Here is a 23,254-nt window from a genome sequence, read left to right on the forward strand (position 1 = left end):
TACAAAAAAACCCACTGGCAATGCCAGTGGGTTTTTTTTGTGGTTTCTGGTTTCTGATTTCTGGTTACTCAGGCGTCCTCGTCGGGCAGGATGTTCACGTCCTGCACCAGCACCATCTTCTCGATTTCCTTGCCGCGCTTGGTGGCGGCCAGGCCGCCGAGGGCAGTTTCCTTGTAGCGGGTTTCCATGCTCTGGCCCACTTCGCCGAGGGCGGCCACGCACTGGTCGACGGGAATAACCGGGTCGATGCCGGCAATGGCAATCTGGGCCGACGAGAAGGCAATGGCCGCCGCCGAGGCGTTGCGCACCACGCAGGGCACTTCCACAAGGCCGGCCACGGGGTCGCATATCAACCCCAGCATGCACTGGATGGTGACGGCCACGGCGGCAAACACCTGCTCCACCGGCCCGCCCAGGCAGTACACAATGGCCCCGCTACCCATGGCGGCTGCCGAGCCAGTTTCGGCCTGGCAGCCGCCCACGGCCCCGGCCAGCGAGGCATTCTGCTCGATGATGAGGGCAATACCGGCCGCTACGAGCAGACCCTCCAGAATCTGGCGGTCACTCAGCTTGTGCAAATCCTGGATGGTAACGAGCACGCCGGGCAAAATGCCCGAGGCCCCGGCGGTGGGCGCGGCCACCACGCGGCCCATGCAGGAGTTTACCTCCTTGGCCCCCAAAGCACGGGTGATAAGCTGCTTGAATTCGGGCGAGAGCACGGTGACGGGCGAGGCGGCAATCTTCTTGGCCCCGTTGTTTATCATGCCCGAGCGCGAGGTCATGTCGCCGGTCAAGCCTTCCTTCACGGCGTCGCGCATCACGTCGTAGGCCCGTTGCAGGCCGGTCCAGATTTCTTCTTCGGTGCGGCCCTTCTGCTCGATTTCGTAGGCGAGGACGGGCTGGTAGAGAAGTTCGCCGGTTTCGGCGCAGTGCGCGCCCCAAGAGGCAAAATCATTAAATAGCAAAGACATGGCGGGTGGGATTGAGGCGGGAAGTGAGCTATAAACGCAAAGCCCCGGCCGAAGGTGTCTTCGACCGGGGCTTAAAGCTACGGGATTGGCGCAAGGTGGCGGCTACGCGGCGGGTTGCTGGGCGGGCTCCTGCTGCACCAGCTTCACGCTGGCCGAGTTGATGCACAGGCGCAGGCCGCTGGGCGCGGGGCCGTCGGGAAAGGCATGACCCTGGTGGGCATCGCACACATTACAAAGCACTTCAATACGGGTCATGCCGTAGCTGGTGTCTTTCTTGTAGCGGATGGCGCTTTCCTCCACGGGCTGCGTGAACGAAGGCCAGCCGGTGCCGGATTCGAACTTCGTGCGGGAGTCGTAGAGCGGCGTGCCGCAGCACACGCAGGCGTAGAGGCCAGCTTCGTGGGCCTCGCAGTACTCGCCGGTGAAGGCGCGCTCGGTACCGTGCTCACGCGTGACGTGGAACTGCTCGGCCGTGAGCAGGGCGCGCCACTCGGCGGGCGTTTTATCCACGCGGCGCGGCGAAGGAGTAGGATGGTTGGCGAGGCGGATAACGTCGTTCCAGGTTTGCATATCGGGATTGTGAGGTAAGCTTTAGCTTGCCGGATGAGTTCGGCAACAAGGGAGTTAATAAAACGCGACCGGGCCCGGGAGGTTTTCAGCGGCCTTGGTCAGACGCTATTTCACCCCGTTCCTTACAGCAACGACTCCAGCAGCGCCAGCCCGGCCGGCCAGTCGCCGTAGCCGCTGGCGGTGTTGATGTGGCCGGCCTCGCCGATATCGACCAGCTCGCTGCCCCAGGCCTCGGCAAACTGCCGGGCGCGGGCGGGCGTGGCCCAATCATCGTTCTGGCTGAACACCACTTTGCTGGGAAAAGGCAGCCGGGCCAGCGGCATCGGGGCGAAGCCGGTGGTGGGAAAGGCGGCGTAACGGGCGGTTTCCACGTCGCTGGGGGCCACCAGCAGCGCACCTTTGATGCGGTGGCCGTACTGGCCGGCCCAGTGTGCGATGGTGGCGCAGCCCAGGCTGTGGGCCACCAGCACCACCTGGCTCAGGTCTTCGCCGTCGAGGGCATCTTCGAGGCGGGCGACCCATTCGGCGCGGTCGGGCACGTCCCATTCGCGTTGCTCAATTCGGGTAAAATCCGGCTGCGTACGTTCGAAATACGTTTGCCAATGGTCGGGGCCCGAGCTGCCGAGGCCGGGTACAATAAAGACGCGAGTGGTTTCTTGCATAACCAAAAGTAGCTTCCGGATTCCTTCTTCCCCATGAAAATTCTTTCCGCCGCCCAAACCCGTGCGCTCGACCAGGCCACCATTGCCGGGCAGGGCATCACCTCGGCGCAGCTGATGGAGCGCGCCGCCCAGGAGCTGCTGTTTTGGTTTTACGACCACTATGGCCACGGCCGGGTGCCCGCCGATACGCTGTTGCTCTGCGGCCCCGGCAACAACGGGGGCGACGGCCTGGCCCTGGCCCGCCTACTGCACGGGGCCAACTACGCCGTGCGCGTGGCCCTGCTGCCCGCCGACAGCTACTCGGCCGACTGGCAGCACAACCGCCAGCGCCTGCCCGCCGCCGTGCCGGTGACCGAAATCAGCGCCGAAGCCCTGCCCGCTATTTCGGCCGATACCGTAGTGGTCGACGCCCTGTTTGGCACCGGCCTCAGCCGGCCGCTGGCGGGACTGGCCGCCGCCGTGGTGGCCCACCTCAATGCGGCCCGGGCCCGCGTGGTAGCCGTGGATATTCCCAGCGGCCTTTTCGCCGATGCGCCCCAGCCGGCCGCCAGCGCCGTGGTGCGGGCGCGGCACACCGTGAGCTTCGGCCTGCCCAAGCTGGCTTTCCTGCTGCCGCAGAATGCCGAATTCGTGGGCGAATGGGAGGTGGAGGACATCGACCTGAGCCCACAGTTTATCGCCAATACCGCCACGCCCTGGCACTATACCAATGCCGCCGCCGTGGCTGGCCAGCTACCAACGCGCCCCAAATTCAGCCACAAGGGCACCTTTGGGCACGCGCTGCTGCTGGCCGGCAGCCGGGGCAAGATGGGCGCGGCCGTGCTGGCAGCGGGCGCGTGCCTGCGCAGCGGCGTGGGCCTGCTCACGGCCCACATTCCCGGCTGCGGCTACGACATTTTCCAAATCAGCCAGCCCGAGGCCATGTGCCTGACCGATGCGCAGGCCAATTTTATCAGCGAGCTACCGGAATTGCAACCCTACCAGGCCGTGGGCATCGGCCCGGGCCTGGGGCAGGATGCGGCCAGCCTCGCCGTGCTGCGCCAACTGCTGGAAGCGGCCGCCAAGCCACTCGGAAAAACCGGCCAGCCCCTCCCCCTCGTCATCGACGCCGACGCGCTGAACCTGCTCGGCAGCCACCGCGAACTGCTGAACCTGCTGCCCGAAAACACGGTGCTCACCCCTCACCCCAAGGAGTTCGAGCGCCTTACCGAGCCCACCCGCGACGACTACCACCGGCTGGAACTGCTGCGCGATTTCGCCACCAGATACCACTGCCTGGTGGTGCTGAAAGGGGCCTACACCTGCCTGGCCACGCCCAGCGGCGAGCTGCACTTCAACAGCACCGGCAACGCCGGCATGGCCACCGGCGGCAGCGGCGATGTGCTCACGGGCGTGCTGCTGGCCCTACGCTCCCACGCCCAATTGCCGGCATTCGAGGCGGTGCGGCTGGGCGTGTACGCCCACGGCCGGGCCGGCGACCGGGCCGCCGCGCAAACCGGCCAGGCCGGGCTGGTAGCCAGCGACATTGTGCGGCACATGGGCCCGGCGCTGGCCGAGGTGTAGCGCCTGCTTTAGCTGGTGCATCGTTGTGCGGTCCTGGCGGAAGCTGAAGCAGGTGCTACTTCCCCACCAGGTACAGCACGGCGGGCACCAGCAGCACGCCATCGGCCAGCAGGGCGTAGAAGTAGTCGGAGCGCCGCTCCTCGGCCAGCAGAATTACGGCCGCCGCCGCCAGCCCCGTGAGCCCCAGCCCCAGCGGCGGCACGCCGCGCTCGAAACCCAGCAGCATGGCCCCGGCCAGGAAGGCCAGCGCCACGGCCCGCGCGCCGGCCACGCCCAGCACCACCGGGAAAGTTTGGGTGCCGGCCGCCCGGTCGCGGCTCAGGTCGCGGATGTCGAACACAATGGTGATGGCCAGCACCAGGCAGAAGCGTTGCGCCAACAGCCCCAGCACCTCGGCCAGCGGGCGGTGCTGGGCCAGCGCGGGCAGTCCCACCGTGATGGCCGACCACACGCCGGCAATCAGAAAGCCCTTTAGCAGCGGCACTTCGCGCAGGGCCCGGCGCTGCCCCTGCCAGCGCACCAGCGGCCACGAGTACACCAGCGCCAGCAGCGTGAGGGGCAGCAGCGCCGGCAGGTAGCGCCACCAGCCATCAACCAGGAAAAGGTAGCCGGCCGCCAGGGCCGCCGCGCCGGCCAGCCCCGCCAGCAGCTGGCGGTGCCGCTGCTGCCAGGCCTTGCGCCCCGAGCCGGCGGCCGGCTGCCGGTGCTTGAAGGGCAGCACGGCATCGAGGTTATACACCAGGAGAGTGGCGGAAAACACCAGTGCCACCACCCGGCCGTTCACGCCGCCATCGGCGGCTGGCCAGCGCCGGAACGAGGCCGCCGTTTGGGCCGCCGCCGCGCCGGCCAGCCACACGCTGCTAAACAGTATGGCATCGAGGACCCGCCGCCACAGGCGGGGGCCGGCCCCGGGGGCAGCGACGGAAACGGAAGCATCCACGGAGCGAAGGTAGAAGGCGGGGCCCGTTGGGTGGGCCTGAAACGCGAACCCCAAAATTTCCTTTCGGCCCGCCAGAACGAAATCGGTCGAATCGTTCTGGCGGGCCGAAAGAAAATTTCGGGGCCTGTGTCCGGTTGCGCTATCGCGCGAACGTTCAGTTCGCGCGATAGCGCAGCGATTCCGAAACGGCGATTACGCCTTGCGGTCGCCGAACGTCTCTTCGTAGAGCTTGATGCTGTCGTTGATGATGCGGTAGGCATCTTCCTTGCCCATGAAGCGCTCCACGGTAACGTGCTTGTTGTGCTCCAGGGCCTTGTAGTCCTCGAAGAAGCGGCGCATTTCGAGCAGCGTGTGGGGCGGCAGGTCGGAGATGTCGTTGTAGTGGTTCACCGAAATGTCGTGGGCAGCTACGGCGATGATTTTATCATCTTCCTCGTTCTGGTCCACCATCTGCATTACGCCGATGACCTTGGCCTCCACCAGGCACATGGGCACGATGTCAACCGAGCAGAGCACCAGAATATCCAGCGGGTCTTTGTCGTCGCAATAGGTTTGCGGAATGAAGCCGTAGGCGGCCGGGTAGTGCACGGCCGAGAACAGCACGCGGTCGAGCTTCAGCAGGCCGCTTTCCTTGTCGAGCTCGTACTTGCCTTTGCTGCCTTTAGGAATTTCGATGATGGACTGGACGACGGTAGGAGTTTCGTCGCCGCGCGACACGTCGTGCCAGGGGTTGAAGTGGGTCATATTCAGGGAAAGCAGCCGCCTATCTGACGGCCAATGACAAAATTACAAGCGGATGGGGGAGTTTGTTAATAAAAATGTAGCGCGGACTCTGCGAGTCCGCGCGTGAGCGCAGCGAGCAGACGGGAACTACGGTTACCTTCCCAGCACCTCGCGCAGCGGCACCCCCGAGCAGCCGCTGGGCTCCTGAATGTGCAGAAACTGCGCGATGGTGGGCGCGATGTCAATGGTGTGCACCGCAGCCGACGACTCGCCGTGCTTCACGCCCCAGCCCCAGAACAGCAGCGGCACGTGCGTATCATACGCGCCGGCCGAGCCGTGGGTGGTGCCTTTCACTACGGGATAGGCGTAGGCTTCGAGCCAGCCGGGGGCCAGCACGGTGAGCACATCGCCGGAGCGCGGGGCGTAGAAACCGTTTTCCTGGTACATGCCCAGGCCCTCGCTCCAGTGGGCGCGCTGCAGGTCGAGGGCGGTGAGAGCCTGCGTGACGCCGGGCAGGGTGAGCAGGGCGGCGGCCACGTCCTGCTGGGCTTTGCCGAGGTCAATATTCTTCTTTTTGAGCAGCGGGCGGTTGAGGTACACCTGCTGGTTTTCGTAGCTGAGCACCCACTGGCCGGCGCCGTACTGGCGGGTGAGGGCGCGCTGCACCGAGTCGCGGATAACGGACGGCCCTACGCCGCCGCCGGGCAGCCGGTGGGCCTGCGAGAAGCCCACGGCATGGGCCGCCGCGTGGTCGGCAGTGAGGAAAACGAGGGTCTGGCCCCGGCCCACCTGCTTGTCGAGGGCCTCAAACAGGCGGGCCAGCTCGCGGTCGAGGCGCAGGTAGGTGTCCTCAGCTTCGATAGAGTTGGGGCCGAACTGGTGGCCCACGTAGTCGGTGCTGCTGTAGCTCAGGGCCAGGAAATCGGTGATGCCGCGCTGGCCCATCTGCTCCTGGCGCAGGGTTTCGAGGGCGAAGTCGGTGGTCAGGCTGTTGCCGAAAGGCGTGCTGCGGATGAGGTCGAGGTTCTGGGTGGGCGGCTGGGGGTTCTTGCCATCGCCCGAGTTTTTGAGGACGGGCTGCACCGAGGCGGGGGCCCCGGCCGAGAGCACGGGCAGATCGTGCGGGAACACGGGCTTGCTTTCGCCCTTGAAAGCGGCTTCCCACGGCACGTCATCGGCCGAGCTTTCGGTGTAGCCGGCAATGGGCAGCAGCGTGTTCCAGGGCTTAGCCAGGTACTCGGCAGCGTGGCCAGCGGCGTTGAACTTCGTGACCCAATCGGGCAAAGTGGGCTGGTAGAAGGTGCTGCTGATGAAGGCGCCGTTGGTGCCGTCGTACCAGTAGGCGGCGGTGGCCGAGTGGCCGGCGGGCAGGATGCTGCCCCGGTCCTTCATGCTCACACCAATGGTTTTGGCCTGGAAATTCGTGGCCAGGCGCAGCTCGTCGGTGATGGTGGTACTAAGCATATAGCGCGGCGACATCTGGCCGGCGGCCGCCGTGCCGCCCACGGCCTGCACGGTCTTGTCCTCGGTCACGTAGGTTTCGCGGCCTTCCTCGCGCACCCACCAGTTGTTGCCGATAATGCCGTGCACGGCCGGCGTGGTGCCGGTGTACACGCTGGCGTGGCCGGGGCCGGTGTAGGTGGGCACGTAGTTGTAGTGGCAGCTTTCGTAGCTGAAGCCCTCGCCCAGCAAGCGCCGGAAGCCGCCGGCCGGGTACTTGCTCCAGTAGCGGTAAATGTAGTCGTAGCGCATCTGGTCGACCACGATGCCCACCACCAGCCTGGGGCGCGGCACGGGGTCTTCGGGTTTGGCGGCCAGCGTGGGCAAGGCCAGGAAAGCTAAGGCAAGAAGTTTCTTCATGAAATGGCAATTGAGCGAAAGCCCGGCAAAGATACCGCCGCGCTTGCCCCGCCGTGCGTACGCCAGGTTATGAAACCAGCCCTCCTCTTCGACATGGACGGCGTGCTCGTCGACAACACGCCTGTGCAGGCCCGCGCCTTCCAGCTGCTCTTCCGCGACCTGGGCCTCACAACCCAAGCCCGGCCCCTGCTCAAACGCCTCAACGGCATGCCCGCCGACGATATTGAAGCTGTTTAGAAAGCGTAGAGACGCATATTTGCGTCTCTACGCTTTCTAAACAGCTTCAATATCCAACGCATGTTCCGGCACGCCATCCCCAAAAAGCAGCGCGACAGCTACGCCGAGCAGCGCGAGCTCCTCTACCGCACCCTGTACCGGAGCAAGCGCCGCGCCCTGCCCGGCCTCGTTGATTTCCTGCAAGCGGCCCGCGATGAGGGCTTTAAAATCGGTCTCGGCACCGGCTAGGGCGGCCCCACGCTCAGCTACATCCTCGACCACCTCGACCTGCGCTGCTATTTTGACGTGGTCGCCGGCAAAGACGACGTGCCCCGGGGCAAGCCCCACCCCGACACCTATTCCCGCACCGCCGCCCGGCTGGGCGCACAGCCGGAAGACTGCATCGTGTTCGAAGATGCCGTGCTCGGCGAGCAGGCCGCCTACCGCGCTGGTATGCGCTGCGTGGCCGTGGCCACCACGCTGGCGGCGAAAGATTTCCAGGCCCCGCTCACCGTCATCAAGGACTTCACGGGCTTCACGCCCGAGCACTTGCTGGAGCTGCTGGCGCAGCAGCCCGCAGCGCCGAAGGCCCGGAAAGGACGCGGGTAGTCGTGCAACGGGGCGCCTCACCCCGTTGAACGACAGCACATCCCACATTTTATCCCCACCTTTCCGACGCGGGCCGCGTGGCCCGCCCGGGGCCCGGCAGCTGGGGCCGCCGGTTCTCTTTTTCCTACCTACCACTCATCTTTCCGATGTCTAATCAGATTACCGCTGCCATTCCCCCCGCCGAGCTGGCCAAGGCCCTCGACCACCTCAAGCAGGCTCGCGCCGTGCTCGCCCCCTACCTGCACGCCCTCACGCCGGACGAGCGCAAGAACCTGGCGAAAATGGGCGACAAATCCGTCGGCTTCATGGCCAAAATTCTCGATTACGCGGCCAACTCCCCCGCCTTCGTGCCCGCCTTCATCAGCTTCGACGAGCTGAAGCAGGACGTGGGCCTGGCCGCCGACCTGGCCCCCCTCGAACAGTTTGCCGCCCAGCTCGCCCTCGACCTCGGCAGCACCACCATGCTGGCCGGGGCCGAAGGCATGGCCCAGGCCTCGCCGGTTTACAAAAACATCAAGTTCCTGGCCGAGCAGAAGCAGCCCGGTGCCCAGGCCGCCTACGACGACCTGCGCCAGCGCTTCCCCGGCCGCCCCGCCAAAACCGTCCCGAGCAAGGCCTAACCCGCCCCGCCGCCCCTTTCCGCCGCGCTGCCCGGCCCCCTGCAAGCTCCGAACGGCTTTAAACCCGTTCGGAGCTTCTTTTTTGCCCCGCCCGCCCCCCCGAATCCCCTTCCGAACGCGCAAAAACCCGTTCGGAAGGGGATTTAACCCCCTCCGAACGGGTTTCGGGCCGCCCCACGCCGCCCGAAACCCGTTCGGCAGGGGGATTAAACCCGCTTGGCACGGGTTTCGGGGCAGTCGGAGCGCGGACTTGTAGGCCGCGAGCCCCCTGATTCCCCTCGCGGACTAAAAGTCCGCGCTACAGCGCGCCGCCCGCCCCCGGCAGCGCCACCCCATACAGCGCGGCATCGGCGGCATCGTGGTAGCGCACCAGCTGCCCCTCCAGCAGCTTCAGAAACAGGAGGCGGTTCACCCACACCAGGCACAGGGCCAGGGCCACTTCCTCCAGCTAGGCTTCCAGGGTGTTGCCGTAGGTGGGGCGCTCGGCGGCGGGCATGTTCTGCAAGCCCTGCCCGATGTGCAGCTTGCTGAGCGTGTTTTCGAGCAGCGAGCCGGGCTGGCGCTCGCCCACCGGGCAGCGGCCAATGCGGCGCAGGCCGCCCTGCTTGTCTTCCTTCAGCCCCACCAGGTACAGCAGCTCGTTGTAGAACTCCTGGTTGAGGGTGTTGGGGTCGCGTCGCCCCGTCAGGGGCTCCTTCAGCAGGTAGGCGGGGTGAAACAGGCGGTAGAGGGCCAGCAGGTCGGCGGGCTTGGTGGGCAGGCCGGGGCGCAGGTCCACGTAGGCCACGCGCAGCTCGCCGGCCAGCGCGGCCAGCTGCTTGCCGGCAATGCTGTGGTAGAAAAAGGCGGTATCGGTGGCGGCCTTGGCGCCCGCCTTCCAGTCGCGGAAGGCCTTCACAAACGTCTTGTCACGGAAAAACAGGCGGTTGAAGTCGAGGGCATCGAACACGTACCACTCGTAGCCCGTCGTGATGATGAGGCGCTTTAAGTCGTCGGCCTTCTCGTCGGTGCGGTCTTCCAGGTAGTAGAGCAGCAGCTGCTGGAAAGCCTTGCGGTTGAGGTCGTCTGGGGCCAGCATCTCGCCGGGGTTCTTGGGGCCCTTCACCTCCAGCACCACCCCCACCGGCGAGTCGGCCGTGTCGCCGAGGTGCAGCACCAGGTCGCGCTTGCCGTTCACGTTGCCGTAGCGGCTGCCGCCCTCGGCGGGCCGGGTCACGCTGCGCAGGAAGTCGAGAATGTGGGTTTCGCCGTGCCGCTCAATCTTGGTGGGGTCGAGGTGGCGCAGCAGCTCGGCCAGGTGGGCGCGGAATTCGGCCAGCTGTTCGGGAGTGGGTCGCAGGCGGCGCAGGTGGGCAGTGGCCGCGTCGGGGGTAAGCAGGCTGGGTAGAAGCATGGGGGCAAATGTAGGGCGGGGCGGGTGCGGGCCGATGCCCCGCGACCGCCCAGGGCGGTCGGACCGGGGGCAGGCCTCGCCCCTACTCCACCTTCAGTGTGCGCATTATGCGCTGCTCCCCCGCCCGCACCTGCACCCGGTACAGGCCGGGCACGCGGCCCAGCAGCGGCACTTCGGCGGTGCCCCCGGCACCGGTCAGGCTCACGGGCTGCTCAAACACGGTGGCCCCGAGCGCATCAGTGAGCGTCACAGTGGCCGTATCGGCCCCCGGCACCGCCGGCACCTGCACCGTGGCCCGAATGTGCGCCGGGTTGGGGTACACGCTCACGTCGGCCAGCGGGGCCAGGTCCTGCGCGTGGGCTGTCGGTGCCCACAGTTCCAGCAAGGCCGGAACTGCCAGCATACCCAAACGGGGCGATAACACGATGCTTCTCATAGCGTGGATAGGTTAGATAAAATAACGCCGGGACCACCGGCAATAAGCGCCATCATATCCTGGCATCAGACGCTCCGGGCTGAAATCATTGTTCGTCTGGGCACCGGCCCTGCCCGCCCCGCCGTCCTCGTCAGCCCTCCTTTCCCCATACTCAAGTGCTGAAGTGCTGAAGTGCGCGTTTACCGATTCCCCCTAAAAAAAAGGTCCCCTTCCAACGGAAGGGGACCTTTAAAATTGTGCAGGAAGCCAGAAATTACCCCGCCGCCAGCGCTTCAGCACCACCCACGATTTCGAGAATCTCGGTCGTGATGGCCGCCTGACGCGTCCGGTTATAAGTCAGCTTGAGGGCCTTGAGCAGCTCCCCGGCATTCTCGGTCGCCTTGTCCATGGCCGTCATGCGGGCACCGTGCTCCGAAGCATTACTTTCCAGCACCGCCTTGTAAAGCTGAATCTTGATGGACTGCGGAATCAGCGTCTGCACGATGTCCTCTTTCGAAGGCTCGAACAGGTAGTCCACATTCGACTCCGGCGTAGCCGTGACGGGCGCGGGCTCCTGCACCAGCGGCAACAGCTGCTGAGTGCGGATAATCTGCGTCGCCACGTTCCGGAACTCGTTGTATACCATCACCACCTCGTCGTAAGTGCCGTTGCGGAAACCATCCATGGCCACTTCTGCCGCCGCCCGCACCGTCTCAAACGACAGCTTGGTGAAGACATGGGTATAGTCGCCCACCGTCTGGCCGCGACGGCCGTAGTAGTCATGCGCCTTCTTGCCAATGGCCATCACCGAAATGCTGGCCGCCGGCAGGTTGCCGTAGCGCGAAGCAATGGCTGCGTTCACGCCCTTAAACACGTTCGAGTTGAACGCGCCCGCCAGGCCCCGGTCCGAGGTAATGGCAATCACCAGCACCTTACGCACCTCCCGGGCCACGCCGTATTCGCTCACAATGTCGTCGTCGGCATTGCGCGTCAGGTTGGTCAGGATGGCGTTCAGCCGCTGGGCATAAGGCCGCATCCGGATAATGTTGTCCTGGGCACGGCGCAGCTTGGCCGCCGCCACCATTTTCATGGCTTTGGTAATCTGCTGCGTGCTGCTCACCGACTGAATGCGGCTACGGACTTCTTTTAAACTGGCCATTTGTAGAGTTAAGAGTTAGGAGTTAAGAGTGATGAGTTAGGAGCTAAGAACCACTAAGTGGCAACTCTTAACTCCTAACTCTTAACTTTTAACTTACTTCACCGCGTAGTTCGCCGACACGTCCTTCGCTACTTCGCGCATCGCCTTGGTGGCAGTATCGTCGAGCTTACCGGCTTTCAGAGCCTTCAGCACGTCGGGGTAGCGGGAGTTCATCACCTGACCAAATTCCTTCTCAAACTCACGCACGCGGTTCACGGGCACGTTGTCGAGGAGGCCGTTGGTGGCGGCGTAGATGATGGCCACCTGGTCCTCCACCTTCACGGGCGAGTACTGGGGCTGCTTCAGAATTTCGAGGTTGCGACGGCCGCGCTCGATGGTGAGCTTGGTCGAGGCATCGAGGTCGGAGCCGAACTTGGCGAAGGCTTCCAACTCGCGGAACTGGGCCTGGTCGAGCTTCAGCGTACCGGCCACTTTCTTCATCGACTTAATCTGGGCGTTACCACCCACGCGCGATACCGAGATACCCACGTTAATGGCCGGGCGCACGCCCGAGTTGAACAGGTTGGTCTCGAGGAAAATCTGGCCGTCCGTAATCGAAATCACGTTGGTCGGGATGTAGGCGGATACGTCGCCGGCCTGCGTCTCAATCAGGGGCAGGGCGGTCAGCGAACCGCCGCCTTTCACGAGGTGCTTGATGCTCTCGGGCAGGTCGTTCATGTTCTTCGCAATCTCGTCCGAAGAGTTGATTTTAGCGGCCCGCTCCAGCAAACGGCTGTGCAGATAGAACACATCGCCGGGGTATGCCTCGCGGCCCGGAGGACGACGGAGCAGCAGCGACACCTCACGGTAAGCTACGGCCTGCTTCGACAAGTCATCGTAAACCACCAGGGCCGGACGACCCGTATCGCGGAAGAACTCACCAATAGCAGCACCCGTGAAGGGCGCGTAGAACTGCAGCGGAGCTGGGTCGGAAGCCGAAGCGGCCACCACCACGGTGTAGTCCATTGCACCGCCCTTGGTGAGGGCCTGCACTACCTGGGCCACCGTAGAAGCCTTCTGGCCGATGGCCACGTAGATGCAATACACCGGCTGGCCGGCCTCGAAGAACTCGCGCTGGTTGATGATGGTATCGATGGCCACGGCCGATTTGCCGGTCTGGCGGTCACCGATAATCAGCTCGCGCTGGCCACGGCCAATCGGAATCATCGCGTCAATCGACTTGATGCCGGTTTGCATCGGCTCGGTTACGGGCTGACGGAAGATTACGCCGGGAGCTTTGCGCTCCAGGGGCATCTCATACAGCTCGCCCGTTATGGGGCCCCGGCCGTCGATGGGCTGGCCCAGCGTGTTTACCACGCGGCCCACAATGCCCTCGCCCACTTTGATAGAGGCGATTTTCTTGGTGCGCTTCACCGTAGAGCCTTCCCGGATTTCCGAGTAGTCGCCCAGCATCACGGCACCCACGTTGTCTTCTTCCAGGTTGAGCACGAGGGCCTGCAGGCCGTTCTCAAACTCAATCAGCTCGCCGGCCTGGGCTTTGCTCAGGCCGTAGATGCGGGCCACGCCGTCGCCGACCTGCAATACGGTGCCGACTTCTTCCAGCTCGGCTTCCGACTTGAAATTGGACAATTGCTGCCGCAGGATTGCGGAGACTTCGTCCGGACGTACTTCTGCCATTTTTGGGGGGAATAAGGTATAGGGAATTCGGGATATGGGGTGGGGACGGCGGGAGCGTGTCCCCTATCCCAACTTCCCTACACCCTACAGTTTTTGTTGGTAAGAATTTTCTTGCAGCGACGTGCGCAGCTTGCGCAGGCTGGTGCGCACGGAATCGTCAATCTGATTATCGCCCACCCGCAGCACGAAGCCACCGATAAGCTCGGGGTCAACTTTCTCGGTGAGCTGCACCTCGGTGAGGCCGGTCTGCTTGGTCACCAATGCCTGCATTTCGGCGCGGGCAGCCGGCGTGAGGGCCGTGGCCGACGTTACTTCGGCCGACTGAATGCCCTGCATGCTGTTGTACTGCGCCAGAAACTCCGGCCCAATCCCTTCAATCGCCGACTCGCGGTTTTTATTGGTCAGAATAGTGAAGAAGCGCAGGGTCATGTCCGATACCTTACCGCCGAAAATGGCGTTCAGGATGGCCAGTTTCTTGTCGTGCTTCACAATCGGATTGCGTAGCAGCAGGCGCAGGTCGCGGCTTTGGGCCATGGTCTTGCTCAGCAGGTCCATGTCCGCTTTCACTGCGCTCAGGGTGCCCATCTCCTTGCCCAAGTCGAGGAGCGACTTGGCGTAGCGGGCCGCTACTCGTTGGTCAGCCATATTATTTTGAGGTTGTCATGCTGAGCTGGCGAAGCATCTTATCAGGTTCGCGCCGCTCGGTAAGCTAAATCTGACGAAAGCAGCCGCGATAAGATGCTTCCTTCGTCAGCATGACAGACATTAGTTAAGATTGACGTCTTTCAGGTAAGAATCGACCAGCTGCGTTTGGGCGGCAGGGTCGGTCAGCTCACGGCGCAGGATGCGCTCGGCAATGTCGAGCGAGAGCTTGGCGGCGGTATTTTTCACCTCGGCCAGGGCTGCGTTTTTCTCCTGCTGGATGGCTTCGCGGGCTTGCTGGATGATGGTGTTGGCTTCGGCGGTGGCGCGGGCCTTTTCGGTTTCGCGGTACTGGTTGGCCATTTGAGCGGCTTCCTGCATCATTCGGTCGCGCTCGAGGCGGGCATCGGTCAGCAACTTCTCGTTGCCGGCTTTCAGCTGCTGCATTTCGATTTTGGCCTGGTCGGCCATGCGCAGAGCACCTTCGATGTTGTCTTCACGCTCTTTGAGGGCGAGCAGAATCGGCTTCCAGGCAAACTTGCCCAGCAGGAACAACACCAGCAGGAAGATGACCAGTTGCCAGAAAATCAGGCCGAGTTCAGGGGATAAAAAAGCTGGCAGCATTGATAGGGTATTTTTAAAAAATGTCAACTAATCAATTAGGCAGATTAGGAGCAGGTAAGCCCGCCGCGCCAACTGCATGTTGCAGCAGCGGGCGGCGGGCTTCCAACTACTTCCGGGCCCAAAGCCCGGCCCGTTACTAAACGAGTTTGGTCCAGATAAGCACGCAGACTACGACTGCGAACAGGCCCAGACCTTCAATCAGCGCGGCGGCGATAATCATTGCCGTCTGGATTTTGCCCGAAGCTTCCGGCTGACGGCCGATAGCATCCATGGCGCTGCCGCCGATGCGACCGATACCCAGGCCAACGCCCAAAGCAACCAGACCTGCACCGATACCGGCACCCATTACTGCCAGACCGGGACCGTAGTTGGCCGCCATGGCTTGCAAAAACAAAGAGAGAAGCATAATAAAAAAGAAAAAGGGGAAAAAGAAAAAGTTCGTCAGTCCCGCGGCGGGGAGGGGGGGGGGATTGCCACGGGCTGGCCGAAACAGCCAGTTGGCGGGTGGCGGGCACCCGGCCGGTTAAATCAGATTAGTGGGCAGCGTGGGCAGCTTCCGAGTCGTCGCTGTAGCCTATTTGCATGTCGGCATCGTGATGCTCCTCTACTGCGCCGCCGATGTACATCGAAGTCAGCAAAGTGAAAATGAACGCCTGGAGCAGGGCCACCAGCAATTCGAGCACGTTGATGAACAGGCCGAAAGCCAGCGTCACCGGAGCGACAGCCCACGATTTGAAGATGAACACCAGGCTGATAAAGCTCAGCACCACGATGTGGCCCGCCGTGATGTTGGCGAACAGACGAATCATGAGCGAGAAGGGCTTGGTGAAAATACCAATTACTTCCACGATAATCATGATGGGCAGCAAGGGCTTGGGCACGCCGGGCGTGGCGAAAATGTGCGCCCAGTAGTACTTATTGCTCGAGGCCAGGGTGATAACCAGCGTCATCAGGGCCAAGACCATGGTCACGGCGATGTTGCCGGAGAGGTTGGCCGCGCCGGGCGTGAGGCCGAGCAGGTTGTTGAACCAGATGAAGAAGAACACCGTGAGCAGGTACGGCATGTAGCGCTCGTACTTGGGGCCGATGTTTTTCTTGGCTACTTCGTCGCGGATGAAGACGATGATGGGCTCGAAGAACGACTGGATGCCCTTGGGGGCATGGCCGTGGTTCTTGCGGTAGCCGCTGGCTACGGAGATAAACACCACCAGCATCAGCACGGCGCTGCCGATGAGGCCGGCAACGTTTTTGGTGATGGAGAAGTCGTAGAGCTTGCTGCCATCGGTGCTCACGAGCTTTTCGTGGTCGAGCTTTAGGCCATCATACTCCTTGCCGCTGGCTTCTCCTTCGCCGTTCGAGATTTTCTCGGAGGAGAATATCGAAACCCCTTTGCCGGGGCGGTAGGCGATAATGGGCAGGTAGGTGGTGAAATTGCCGGTATCGGTGGCCAGCCAATGCCACTCGTGCGAATCGCCGATGTGGTGCAAAATCATTTCACCGGGATTGAAGCCTTCGGCTTTTTCGCCCTCGGCAGCGGGTTCGTTAGCAAAAACGGACAGGGAGACGAAGCAGAGGAGAATCGAGAGTAAACGCTTCATTCAAAGTTAATTAATGACTAATTCCGGGCTAACGCACTATCATTGCGTTACTTGCTTTCCTGAAATCGGCCGCAAGTTACTCAAAGTAGCCCAGATTTCAAACCCGGCCCACGAAAAGTACAGGATAAAGAAGGCTCCGAGGAAGGTCCAGATGCCCCTCGGCTCGCGGGCAATGCCGCCGGCCAGCAGCCAAGTAACAAGGCCCAGCGACACCAGCAGCCGGACCGTCATGCCGATGAGGTAGCCCGTGCCGAGGTTATCGGGCGAGCGGGCCACAAGGCGCGCCGTGAGGGTGTAGGCGAAGTACGTGAGCGCGGCCATGACGGCAAAAATGAGCCCAGTGCGCGGGTGCACTACGGCCGCGCCGTAGAGGCGTTGCAGGACGTAGATGGGCAGTCCCAGCGCGGCGGTGAAGAGCAGAAACTGACGCAGGAACTTGGACATAGACATAGATTGGGGCTGATACGACGTCATGCCGAGCGTAGCCGAGGCCTCTCGCGTGCCCCCACTAATCTTTCAACGATTGAGTTGCTATTGCACGCGAGAGGCCTCGGCTGCGCTCGGCATGACAGTGGGTTCGTACTTAAAGCGATTCTTTGGTGAGGCTGCGGATAACCTGAAACACGGCCAGGAACACGCCCAGCAGCAGCAGCCCAATGGTGAGCCAGGGCTGGGTGTGCAAACGGCCGTCGAGCCAGGTGCCCAGCCAAGCACTGCCCCCGATGATGGCCAGCATCTGGAAGGCCAGGCCGGAGTATTTCATGACGGCCTGCAGGCGGTTGGTGCCGGCGGGCTGCGGGTCGGGCGGGGTGGACATGGGCGGTGAGGGAGAGACGGCTGGCAAAGTTACGGCGCGGGCGGGGCTACGTTTGCCCGGGGAAAAACGTAATTTTACCCGTGCGGCTTCGTTATCTGGCAGAGCCGTCGAACATTTCCGGCTGCTTTGGGCGTTCCGGCTGCTCCGGGCCGTCCTTTCCCTTGCTTTGATTTTGACACATTATTCGCTGACATATCGCTGGGCCGCGCTGCTCGCCTTCCTACTGGGCGTGGGAGCGGCGGGCTGCGCATCGGACAAAAACCTGGTGGCTCACGCCTTCAACAACGTGGCCGCCCGCGACAACGCCTACTTCCTGGCCCGCGTGAAGCTGCAGACGGCCGAGGACAAGATGTACGCGGCCCGCGTGAACGACTACAACCAGACGCTGCCGCTGTTCCCGACGCTGGACAGCGCCAGCGTGAAGGCCAACCGCGCCGATTTGAACGATATTATCAAGAAGGCATCGATGCCGATTCAGAACCGGCCGGGCTCGGACTGGACCGATGATGCCTACATACTGGTGGGCTGGGCGCGCTTCTATCTGATGCAGTTTGACGATGCTGGCCAGACGTTTAAGTACGTAAACTCGACCGGCAAGGACGCCAATGCCAAGCACGAAGCGCTGATTGGACTGATGCGGACCTTCGTGGCGCAGGGCGAGCTGGAAAGCGCCAAAGCGGTATCGGACTTGCTGGACAAGGAAAAGGGCCTGCCGCAGGATGCGCGCCAGCTATTTCTGACGCGGGCCGACTACTACATCCGCACGGAGGAACCGGCCAAGGCCATTCCGGAGCTGGAAAAGGCTATTCCGCTGATTGAGTTTAAGAACGAGCAGTCGCGCACGCGCTACATTCTGGCGCAGCTGTACCAAGATGCCGGCGAGAATAAAAAGGCCTACGAGCAGCTCGACCAGATTATCGCTCGCAACCCGCCGTACGAGCTGGATTTCCAGGCCAAGCTGATGCTGCCGCAGGTATCGGACCTGAGCGCGACCGACCGGGTGAAGCTGAACAAGAACTTTGTCAACCTGCTGAAAGACACAAAGAACAAGGACTACCGCGACAAGATATACTATGAGATGGCGCGGCTGAACTACCGCGAAAAGAAATACCCGGAGGCGCTGAAACTGCTGCGGCAATCTATTAAAGCCACCACCACCAGCCGCCTCCAGAAAAGCTATACCTACTTGCTGGCTGGGCGCATATACTACGAAAACCTGCAGAAGTACCGCCTCGCGGCGGCCTACTACGACAGCACGGTGCAGAACCTGAACAAGGAAGCCAAAACCTACGCCGCCATCAAGGAGCGCAGCGGCATCCTGAAGGATTTTGCCAAACAGTACACCATTATCGAAACGCAGGACAGCTTGCAGGCGCTGGCCCGCCTGGCACCCGATGCCCTTAACCAGCAGCTCGTTGCCTACGCCGAGGCTGAGCTGGCAGCCCAGAAAGTGGCCGCCGACCGCTTGGCGGCTCAGCAAAAGAAACAGGCGGCCGCCGCCGAGTTTGCCGGCCGCACCAGTTCCAGCAGCAGTGGCCTGGGCAGCAACCTGCCCGGTGGCGCACCCAGCGCCGACCCGCTGTCATTCGACCCGACGGCGGTGGCTTCGGGTGCGCAGTGGTACTTCGACAACCCCGCCACGCTGGGCACGGCCCGCGCCGACTTTCTGCGCAAATGGCAGAACCGACCATTGCAGGACAACTGGCGCACCAGCCGCACGGGCAGCAGCTCGACCAACAACATCGCCAATGGTGGTGCGCCCATCTCCATCACCGGCAACGGCAGCACGCTGGTGAATGGCGGCCGGTCCGACTCGGCGGCCGTGGCCGCCGCCGCCGCCAACCCCAACGCAGCCAAGGATGCCCTGGTAGCGCAGTACCGCAAGGATATTCCCACCACGCCCACCCAGCTGGCGGCTTCCGATACGCAGGTAGAAGGCGCGCTGTACGAGTTGGGCGGCATCTACAAAGAGCAGCTGAAGGAGCGTGAAAAGGGCTTCGAAACCTACGAGAAGCAGGTGACCCGCTACGTGCGCGGTGAACATGCCCCCGATGCCTACTACCTGCTATACCTCTACTACAAAGACAAGCCCGACGCGGCCAAAACTGCCCAATACGCGGCGGCGCTGCAGCGCGAGTTCCCGAAGTCACTCTACGCCAAGCTGATTGCCGACCCGCTGTACCGCGAGCACGAGCTGGCCCTGCACAACGCCGTGGCCAGTCGCGTCGATTCGGCCTTCACGTATTACAAGAACCAGGAGTTCCGCAAGGCCACGACCGTACTGGCGCGCACCGAGCAGCAATACCCCAAAAGTGACCTCAACGACCGGGTGGCCTACCTGAAAACGCTGCTGGTGATTCGAACCCAGCCGCCGCTCACGGCCCGCTCCTCGGTGGAGAAATTCTACAAGGATTTCCCGGAAAGCCCCCTAGTGCCGCAGGCCCAGGCGCTGGCCGCCACCTATCAGAAGAAGGACGATGGCCAGATTGCCGGCGCGCTGGCTTCCACCGAAAAGCCCGTGGTGTCCATCTTCCGCCCCGGCGAAATTGATAACCGAATGCGCATTGTGTATCGCGAAGGGGATAGCCCGGCCAAAGCCCTGGGTCCGACTACGCCAGCCCCGGCCCCAGCAGCGCCGGCCCCTGCCACGCCCGCACCGGATGCGATGCGGGCCATGCCCCGGCGCTCGGCGGCTGATATCCGGCAAGAAGCGAAGAGCGCGGCCGAAGCCACAGGCTCAACTATGCCCCCCTCAACGGCGGCCCTGGGTACTGCTCCGGCTACCAACGCGGCCCTCACGCCGGGAGCGGCACCAGTTGCGGCAGCTCCGGTGCGGAAAGGTCGGCCCACGCGCAAGCAACTGGCCGATGAAGCGGCGGCGAAAAAAGCAGCCGCTGCAGCAGCAGCTTCGGCGGCGGGCACTTTGCCGGCTGCTACGGGTGGCAGCCCCACTCCTACCGCACCAACGGCCGCACCACTTCCCGCTGCCGCTACCAACGGTGCCCCGACGGCAACTACCCCCACAACGGCGGCCCCGGTCCGCAAGGGCCGGCCCACCCGCAAGCAGCTGGCCGACGAGGCTGCCGCGAAAGCTGCCGCTGCCAAAGCGGCGGCGGCAGCGGGTGTTACCCCCGGCACTACGGCTCCTGCACCGGGCACCCCAACTCCCGCAACGACGGCTCCGGCAGCTATGCCCACGCCCGTAGCCGGGGCCAGTACGGCTTCGTCGGCCCCGGCCGTGGCCTACACCACCCAGCTAAACAGTCCGCACACGGTGGTGCTGGTGTTTCCGAAAGACTCGCCCGCTACCACGGGGCTGGCGGCTCAGCTGGCTACTTACAACAGTCGTTTTTTCAAGGCGAATAACCTCACGGTTGAATCGGTGCCGCTGGGAGCCGACCAGGAGTTAGTGGTGGTGAAAGCGCTGCCGTGGGCCAAAATAGCCCAGAGCTACGCCACCAAGCTGCGCGGGCCGCAGTCGCCACTGGGCAAGCTGCACGGCGCGGGCTATCAGACGCTCGTCATTAGCCCCGAAAATCTGGCTTTGCTCCAGATTAGCGGCGATTTGGCGGGGTATTTGACCTTCTACCAGCGCGTGTATAAATGAGTTAAAAGTTAGGGGCTATGAGTTACGAGTTGGCATTCGGACCTTTGCACCGTGGTTAGGCCGGCCTAAGTTTTAACGCTAGGACTTACGCACTTCAAAAGCTGTGTAAACTGAAAATTAACGACTTGTATTCAAGACGTATATTTGTTATATTGCTGTTTTTCAGCTGGTTGGTGTTTCAACTGCATAAGTCCTAAACTCTTAACTTTTAACCCCTAACTCTTAACTCCCTCAATGCCCAATACCCCTCCTGCCCGTCGTCCCAAGCCCCAACCTTTGAAACCGGTTCGTTCGGGGCGATTTACGGCGTTTGTGCGCACCATGTGGCTGCTGTTTGGCGTGGGTGTAGTGGGGCTGGCGCTGTTTGTGCTGGCCGTGAGCGGCAACTTCCTGGACCTGTTCGGGCGCATGCCCAACCTCAAAAGCCTCGAAAACCCGCGCTCGGAGCTGGCCTCCGAGATTTATTCGGCCGATGGTATACTGCTGGGCAAATACTTCCGCGAGAACCGCACGCCCGTCGATTTCAAAGAGCTGCCCCAGAACCTGATTGACGCCCTCATCGCCACCGAGGACGTGCGTTTCGAGCAGCACTCGGGCATTGATGCCAAGAGCGTGCTACGGGCCGTAACCGGTGTGCTCACCTTCTCGCACAACGGCGGCGGCTCCACGCTCACGCAGCAGGTGGCCAAGGTGCTGTTTCGCACCCGGGGCGACCTCAACGACGGCACCCTGAACGGCACCGGCAAGCTCGGCCTGCTCATCACCAAAACGAAAGAATGGATTCTGGCCATCCGGCTGGAGCGCAACTACACGAAGCGCGAAATCATCCGGATGTACTTCAACACCGTGGAATACGGTTCCAACGCCTTCGGCATCAACACGGCAGCCAAGACGTTCTTCAACAAGTCGCCCAAAAACCTGAGCACGCCCGAGGCCGCCACGCTAGTGGGCATCGTGAACGCACCGGGCCGCTTCAGCCCCGTGGTGCACCCCGACCGCTCGCGCAAGCGCCGCAACTGGGTGCTGCGCCAGATGGCTAAGTCGAACTACATCACCACCACCGAGCTGGCCCAGGACACAGCCAAGGCCATTGTGCTGCACTACTCCGTGGAGAACCCCAGCAAGGGCCTGGCCCCCTATTTCCGGGCCGAGGTGGTGAAATCGCTGCTAAGCTGGGCCAAGGAAACCGACCACGACCTGTACGCCGACGGCCTGAAAATCTACACTACCATTGACTCGCGCATGCAACAGCACGCCGAGCAGTCGCTGGCCGAACACATGACGCTCCAGCAGAAGTGGTTTTCGGCCCACTGGAAGGGCCAGCTGCCCTGGCGCGACGAAAACGGCAAAATCATCCCCAACTTCCTGGTGAACTCCATGCGCCGCACCCAGCGCTACAAGTCGCTGATGGCCCAGTACGACGGCAACCGCGACTCGGTGAACTACTACCTGCATAAGAAGTACAAGATGCAGGTATTCTCCTGGCAGGGCGAGAAGGAGATGCTGATGTCGCCCTACGACTCGCTCGAGTACTACAAGCGCTACCTGCAGGCCGGCTTCATGGCCATGAACCCGCTCAACGGCCAGATTAAGGCCTGGGTGGGCGGCCCCAACTACAAGTTCTTCAAGTTCGACCACGTGCGGCAGGGCAAGCGCCAGCCCGGCTCCACGTTCAAACCCATCGTGTATGTGGCGGCCATCGACCAGGGCTACTCGCCCTGCTACCCGCGCCCCGACGTGGCCACCACCTTCCCCGCCGTGGCGGGCCGGGCGGCCTACACGCCCCACAACTTCGAGGGTAATTTCTCGGGCCGCACCTTCACCCTGCGCCAGGCGCTGGCCCGGTCCATGAACTCTATCACAGCCTGGCTGGTGATGAAGCTCACCCCCGAAACCATCGCCGCCTACGCCAAGCGCCTCGGCATCACCTCACCGGTCGATGCTGTGCCATCGATGGGCTTCGGCACCTCCGATTGCAGCATTTTCGAGCTGTGCGGTGTCTATTCCACCTTCGTAAACAAGGGCGTTTACACCACTCCCATCATGGTGACCCGTATCGAGGACAAGAATGGCAACGTGCTGCGCGAGTTCGTGCCCCGCACCCGGGAAGTGCTCAGCGAAGAAACGGCCTACATCATGACCAACATGCTGCAGGCCAGCACCACCGAGCCCGGCGGCACCAGCACCATCCTGCACACCGGCTTCAAGTTTCCATATGAAATCGGGGCCAAAACCGGCACCACCAGCAACTACTCCGATGCCTGGTTCATGGGCATCACCCCCGACCTGGTGTGCGGCATGTGGGTGGGCGGCGAAGACCGCAGCATCCACTTCCGCACCGGCACCTACGGCCAAGGCGCGCGCGAGGCCCTGCCGCTCTACGGCCTATTCATGCAGAAAGTGTACAAGGACAAGCGCATCGGCATCAACACCGGCCCCTTCCCCAAGCCCGCCACCCCGCTCAGCATCGAAATCGACTGCTCGAAATACTACGGCGGCCAGCGCGACACCATTCCCGCAGACCAGAAAATGCAGGTGCCCGACGCCGGCGACCTGGACGATAAGGACATATAAATCACAGATTACCG

At 62.9% G+C, this 23,254-nt stretch carries 22 protein-coding genes and 1 pseudogene; 7 read left to right on the forward strand and 16 right to left on the reverse strand.

The genetic code is table 11. The features are described 5' to 3' along the window. Positions 1–68 precede the first annotated feature (68 nt). The 3 genes from sdaAA to KQ661_RS01950 form a co-directional block, all read right to left on the reverse strand. On the reverse strand, positions 69–971 hold the full coding sequence (sdaAA, locus tag KQ661_RS01940) for an L-serine ammonia-lyase, iron-sulfur-dependent, subunit alpha (RefSeq protein WP_216685521.1): 903 nt from the start codon (positions 969–971) through the stop codon (positions 69–71). A gap of 102 nt (positions 972–1,073) precedes the next feature. Next, a complete protein-coding gene (msrB, locus tag KQ661_RS01945) occupies positions 1,074–1,541 on the reverse strand; it encodes a peptide-methionine (R)-S-oxide reductase MsrB (RefSeq protein WP_216679100.1) in 468 nt (155 codons plus the stop codon). A gap of 122 nt (positions 1,542–1,663) precedes the next feature. Further along, positions 1,664–2,260 (reverse strand): RBBP9/YdeN family alpha/beta hydrolase, encoded by a 597-nt coding sequence (locus KQ661_RS01950; RefSeq protein WP_262898289.1) that lies wholly within the window; start codon positions 2,258–2,260, stop codon positions 1,664–1,666. Between KQ661_RS01950 and KQ661_RS01955 the strand changes: the two genes are divergently transcribed. Continuing rightward, the gene (locus KQ661_RS01955) at positions 2,237–3,766 is read left to right on the forward strand and encodes an NAD(P)H-hydrate dehydratase (RefSeq protein ID WP_216685523.1); all 1,530 of its coding nucleotides are present in this window, start codon (positions 2,237–2,239) and stop codon (positions 3,764–3,766) included. The genes KQ661_RS01950 and KQ661_RS01955 overlap by 24 nt on opposite strands. Before the next feature lie 55 nt (positions 3,767–3,821). Here the strand turns inward: KQ661_RS01955 and KQ661_RS01960 are convergent, their stop codons facing one another. The 3 genes from KQ661_RS01960 to pafA form a co-directional block, all read right to left on the reverse strand. Continuing rightward, positions 3,822–4,706, reverse strand: coding sequence for a UbiA prenyltransferase family protein (locus KQ661_RS01960; RefSeq protein ID WP_216685524.1), 885 nt, complete (start codon positions 4,704–4,706; stop codon positions 3,822–3,824). 192 nt (positions 4,707–4,898) lie between these two features. Continuing rightward, positions 4,899–5,450, reverse strand: coding sequence for an inorganic diphosphatase (locus KQ661_RS01965; protein ID WP_216679104.1), 552 nt, complete (start codon positions 5,448–5,450; stop codon positions 4,899–4,901). A 132-nt stretch (positions 5,451–5,582) separates the two neighbouring features. Then, a complete protein-coding gene (pafA, locus tag KQ661_RS01970; protein WP_216685525.1) occupies positions 5,583–7,289 on the reverse strand; it encodes an alkaline phosphatase PafA in 1,707 nt (568 codons plus the stop codon). 69 nt (positions 7,290–7,358) lie between these two features. Here pafA and KQ661_RS01975 point away from each other — a divergent pair, with 69 nt between their 5' ends. From KQ661_RS01975 to KQ661_RS01990, 4 genes are all read left to right on the forward strand, one after another. Next, positions 7,359–7,526, forward strand: coding sequence for an HAD family hydrolase (locus KQ661_RS01975; protein ID WP_216679106.1), 168 nt, complete (start codon positions 7,359–7,361; stop codon positions 7,524–7,526). Between the two features lie 60 nt (positions 7,527–7,586). Beyond that, positions 7,587–7,754, forward strand: coding sequence for an HAD family hydrolase (locus KQ661_RS01980; protein ID WP_216679107.1), 168 nt, complete (start codon positions 7,587–7,589; stop codon positions 7,752–7,754). Positions 7,755–7,775: 21 nt separating this feature from the next. Next, complete coding sequence (locus tag KQ661_RS01985; RefSeq protein WP_317196142.1) at positions 7,776–8,114, forward strand: HAD family hydrolase; 339 nt, start codon at positions 7,776–7,778, stop codon at positions 8,112–8,114. Positions 8,115–8,260: 146 nt separating this feature from the next. Beyond that, a complete protein-coding gene (locus tag KQ661_RS01990; RefSeq protein WP_216679109.1) occupies positions 8,261–8,734 on the forward strand; it encodes a hypothetical protein in 474 nt (157 codons plus the stop codon). Positions 8,735–9,032: 298 nt separating this feature from the next. Here KQ661_RS01990 and KQ661_RS02000 read toward each other — a convergent pair. The 10 genes and pseudogenes from KQ661_RS02000 to KQ661_RS02045 form a co-directional block, all read right to left on the reverse strand. Further along, positions 9,033–10,127, reverse strand: a pseudogene (locus KQ661_RS02000) (DUF7149 domain-containing protein). Positions 10,128–10,209: 82 nt separating this feature from the next. After that, the gene (locus KQ661_RS02005) at positions 10,210–10,563 is read right to left on the reverse strand and encodes a T9SS type A sorting domain-containing protein (RefSeq protein WP_216679111.1); all 354 of its coding nucleotides are present in this window, start codon (positions 10,561–10,563) and stop codon (positions 10,210–10,212) included. Positions 10,564–10,816: 253 nt separating this feature from the next. Next, on the reverse strand, positions 10,817–11,701 hold the full coding sequence (gene atpG, locus KQ661_RS02010) for an ATP synthase F1 subunit gamma (protein ID WP_216679112.1): 885 nt from the start codon (positions 11,699–11,701) through the stop codon (positions 10,817–10,819). 93 nt (positions 11,702–11,794) lie between these two features. After that, complete coding sequence (gene atpA, locus KQ661_RS02015) at positions 11,795–13,378, reverse strand: F0F1 ATP synthase subunit alpha (protein ID WP_216679113.1); 1,584 nt, start codon at positions 13,376–13,378, stop codon at positions 11,795–11,797. A gap of 84 nt (positions 13,379–13,462) precedes the next feature. Then, positions 13,463–14,023, reverse strand: coding sequence for an ATP synthase F1 subunit delta (atpH, locus tag KQ661_RS02020; RefSeq protein WP_216679114.1), 561 nt, complete (start codon positions 14,021–14,023; stop codon positions 13,463–13,465). A 120-nt stretch (positions 14,024–14,143) separates the two neighbouring features. Then, on the reverse strand, positions 14,144–14,644 hold the full coding sequence (gene atpF / locus KQ661_RS02025) for a F0F1 ATP synthase subunit B (RefSeq protein ID WP_216679115.1): 501 nt from the start codon (positions 14,642–14,644) through the stop codon (positions 14,144–14,146). Between the two features lie 136 nt (positions 14,645–14,780). Further along, on the reverse strand, positions 14,781–15,050 hold the full coding sequence (atpE, locus tag KQ661_RS02030; RefSeq protein WP_216679116.1) for an ATP synthase F0 subunit C: 270 nt from the start codon (positions 15,048–15,050) through the stop codon (positions 14,781–14,783). Positions 15,051–15,177: 127 nt separating this feature from the next. Continuing rightward, the gene (atpB, locus tag KQ661_RS02035) at positions 15,178–16,242 is read right to left on the reverse strand and encodes a F0F1 ATP synthase subunit A (protein WP_216679117.1); all 1,065 of its coding nucleotides are present in this window, start codon (positions 16,240–16,242) and stop codon (positions 15,178–15,180) included. 39 nt (positions 16,243–16,281) lie between these two features. Beyond that, a complete protein-coding gene (locus KQ661_RS02040) occupies positions 16,282–16,686 on the reverse strand; it encodes a hypothetical protein (RefSeq protein WP_216679118.1) in 405 nt (134 codons plus the stop codon). Positions 16,687–16,825: 139 nt separating this feature from the next. Continuing rightward, entirely contained in the window at positions 16,826–17,059 is a 234-nt protein-coding gene (locus KQ661_RS02045; protein ID WP_216679119.1) for an AtpZ/AtpI family protein, read from the reverse strand. Positions 17,060–17,231: 172 nt separating this feature from the next. Here KQ661_RS02045 and porW point away from each other — a divergent pair, with 172 nt between their 5' ends. Together porW and KQ661_RS02055 are read left to right on the forward strand one after the other, a co-directional pair. Beyond that, on the forward strand, positions 17,232–20,666 hold the full coding sequence (gene porW, locus KQ661_RS02050; protein WP_216685529.1) for a type IX secretion system periplasmic lipoprotein PorW/SprE: 3,435 nt from the start codon (positions 17,232–17,234) through the stop codon (positions 20,664–20,666). A 276-nt stretch (positions 20,667–20,942) separates the two neighbouring features. Continuing rightward, positions 20,943–23,240, forward strand: a complete 2,298-nt coding sequence (locus KQ661_RS02055) for a penicillin-binding protein 1A (protein WP_317196056.1) — start codon at positions 20,943–20,945, stop codon at positions 23,238–23,240. The last annotated feature ends 14 nt before the right edge of the window (positions 23,241–23,254 follow it).

Origin of the sequence: Hymenobacter siberiensis (assembly GCF_018967845.1) — a bacterium.
GTDB lineage: Bacteria > Bacteroidota > Bacteroidia > Cytophagales > Hymenobacteraceae > Hymenobacter > Hymenobacter siberiensis.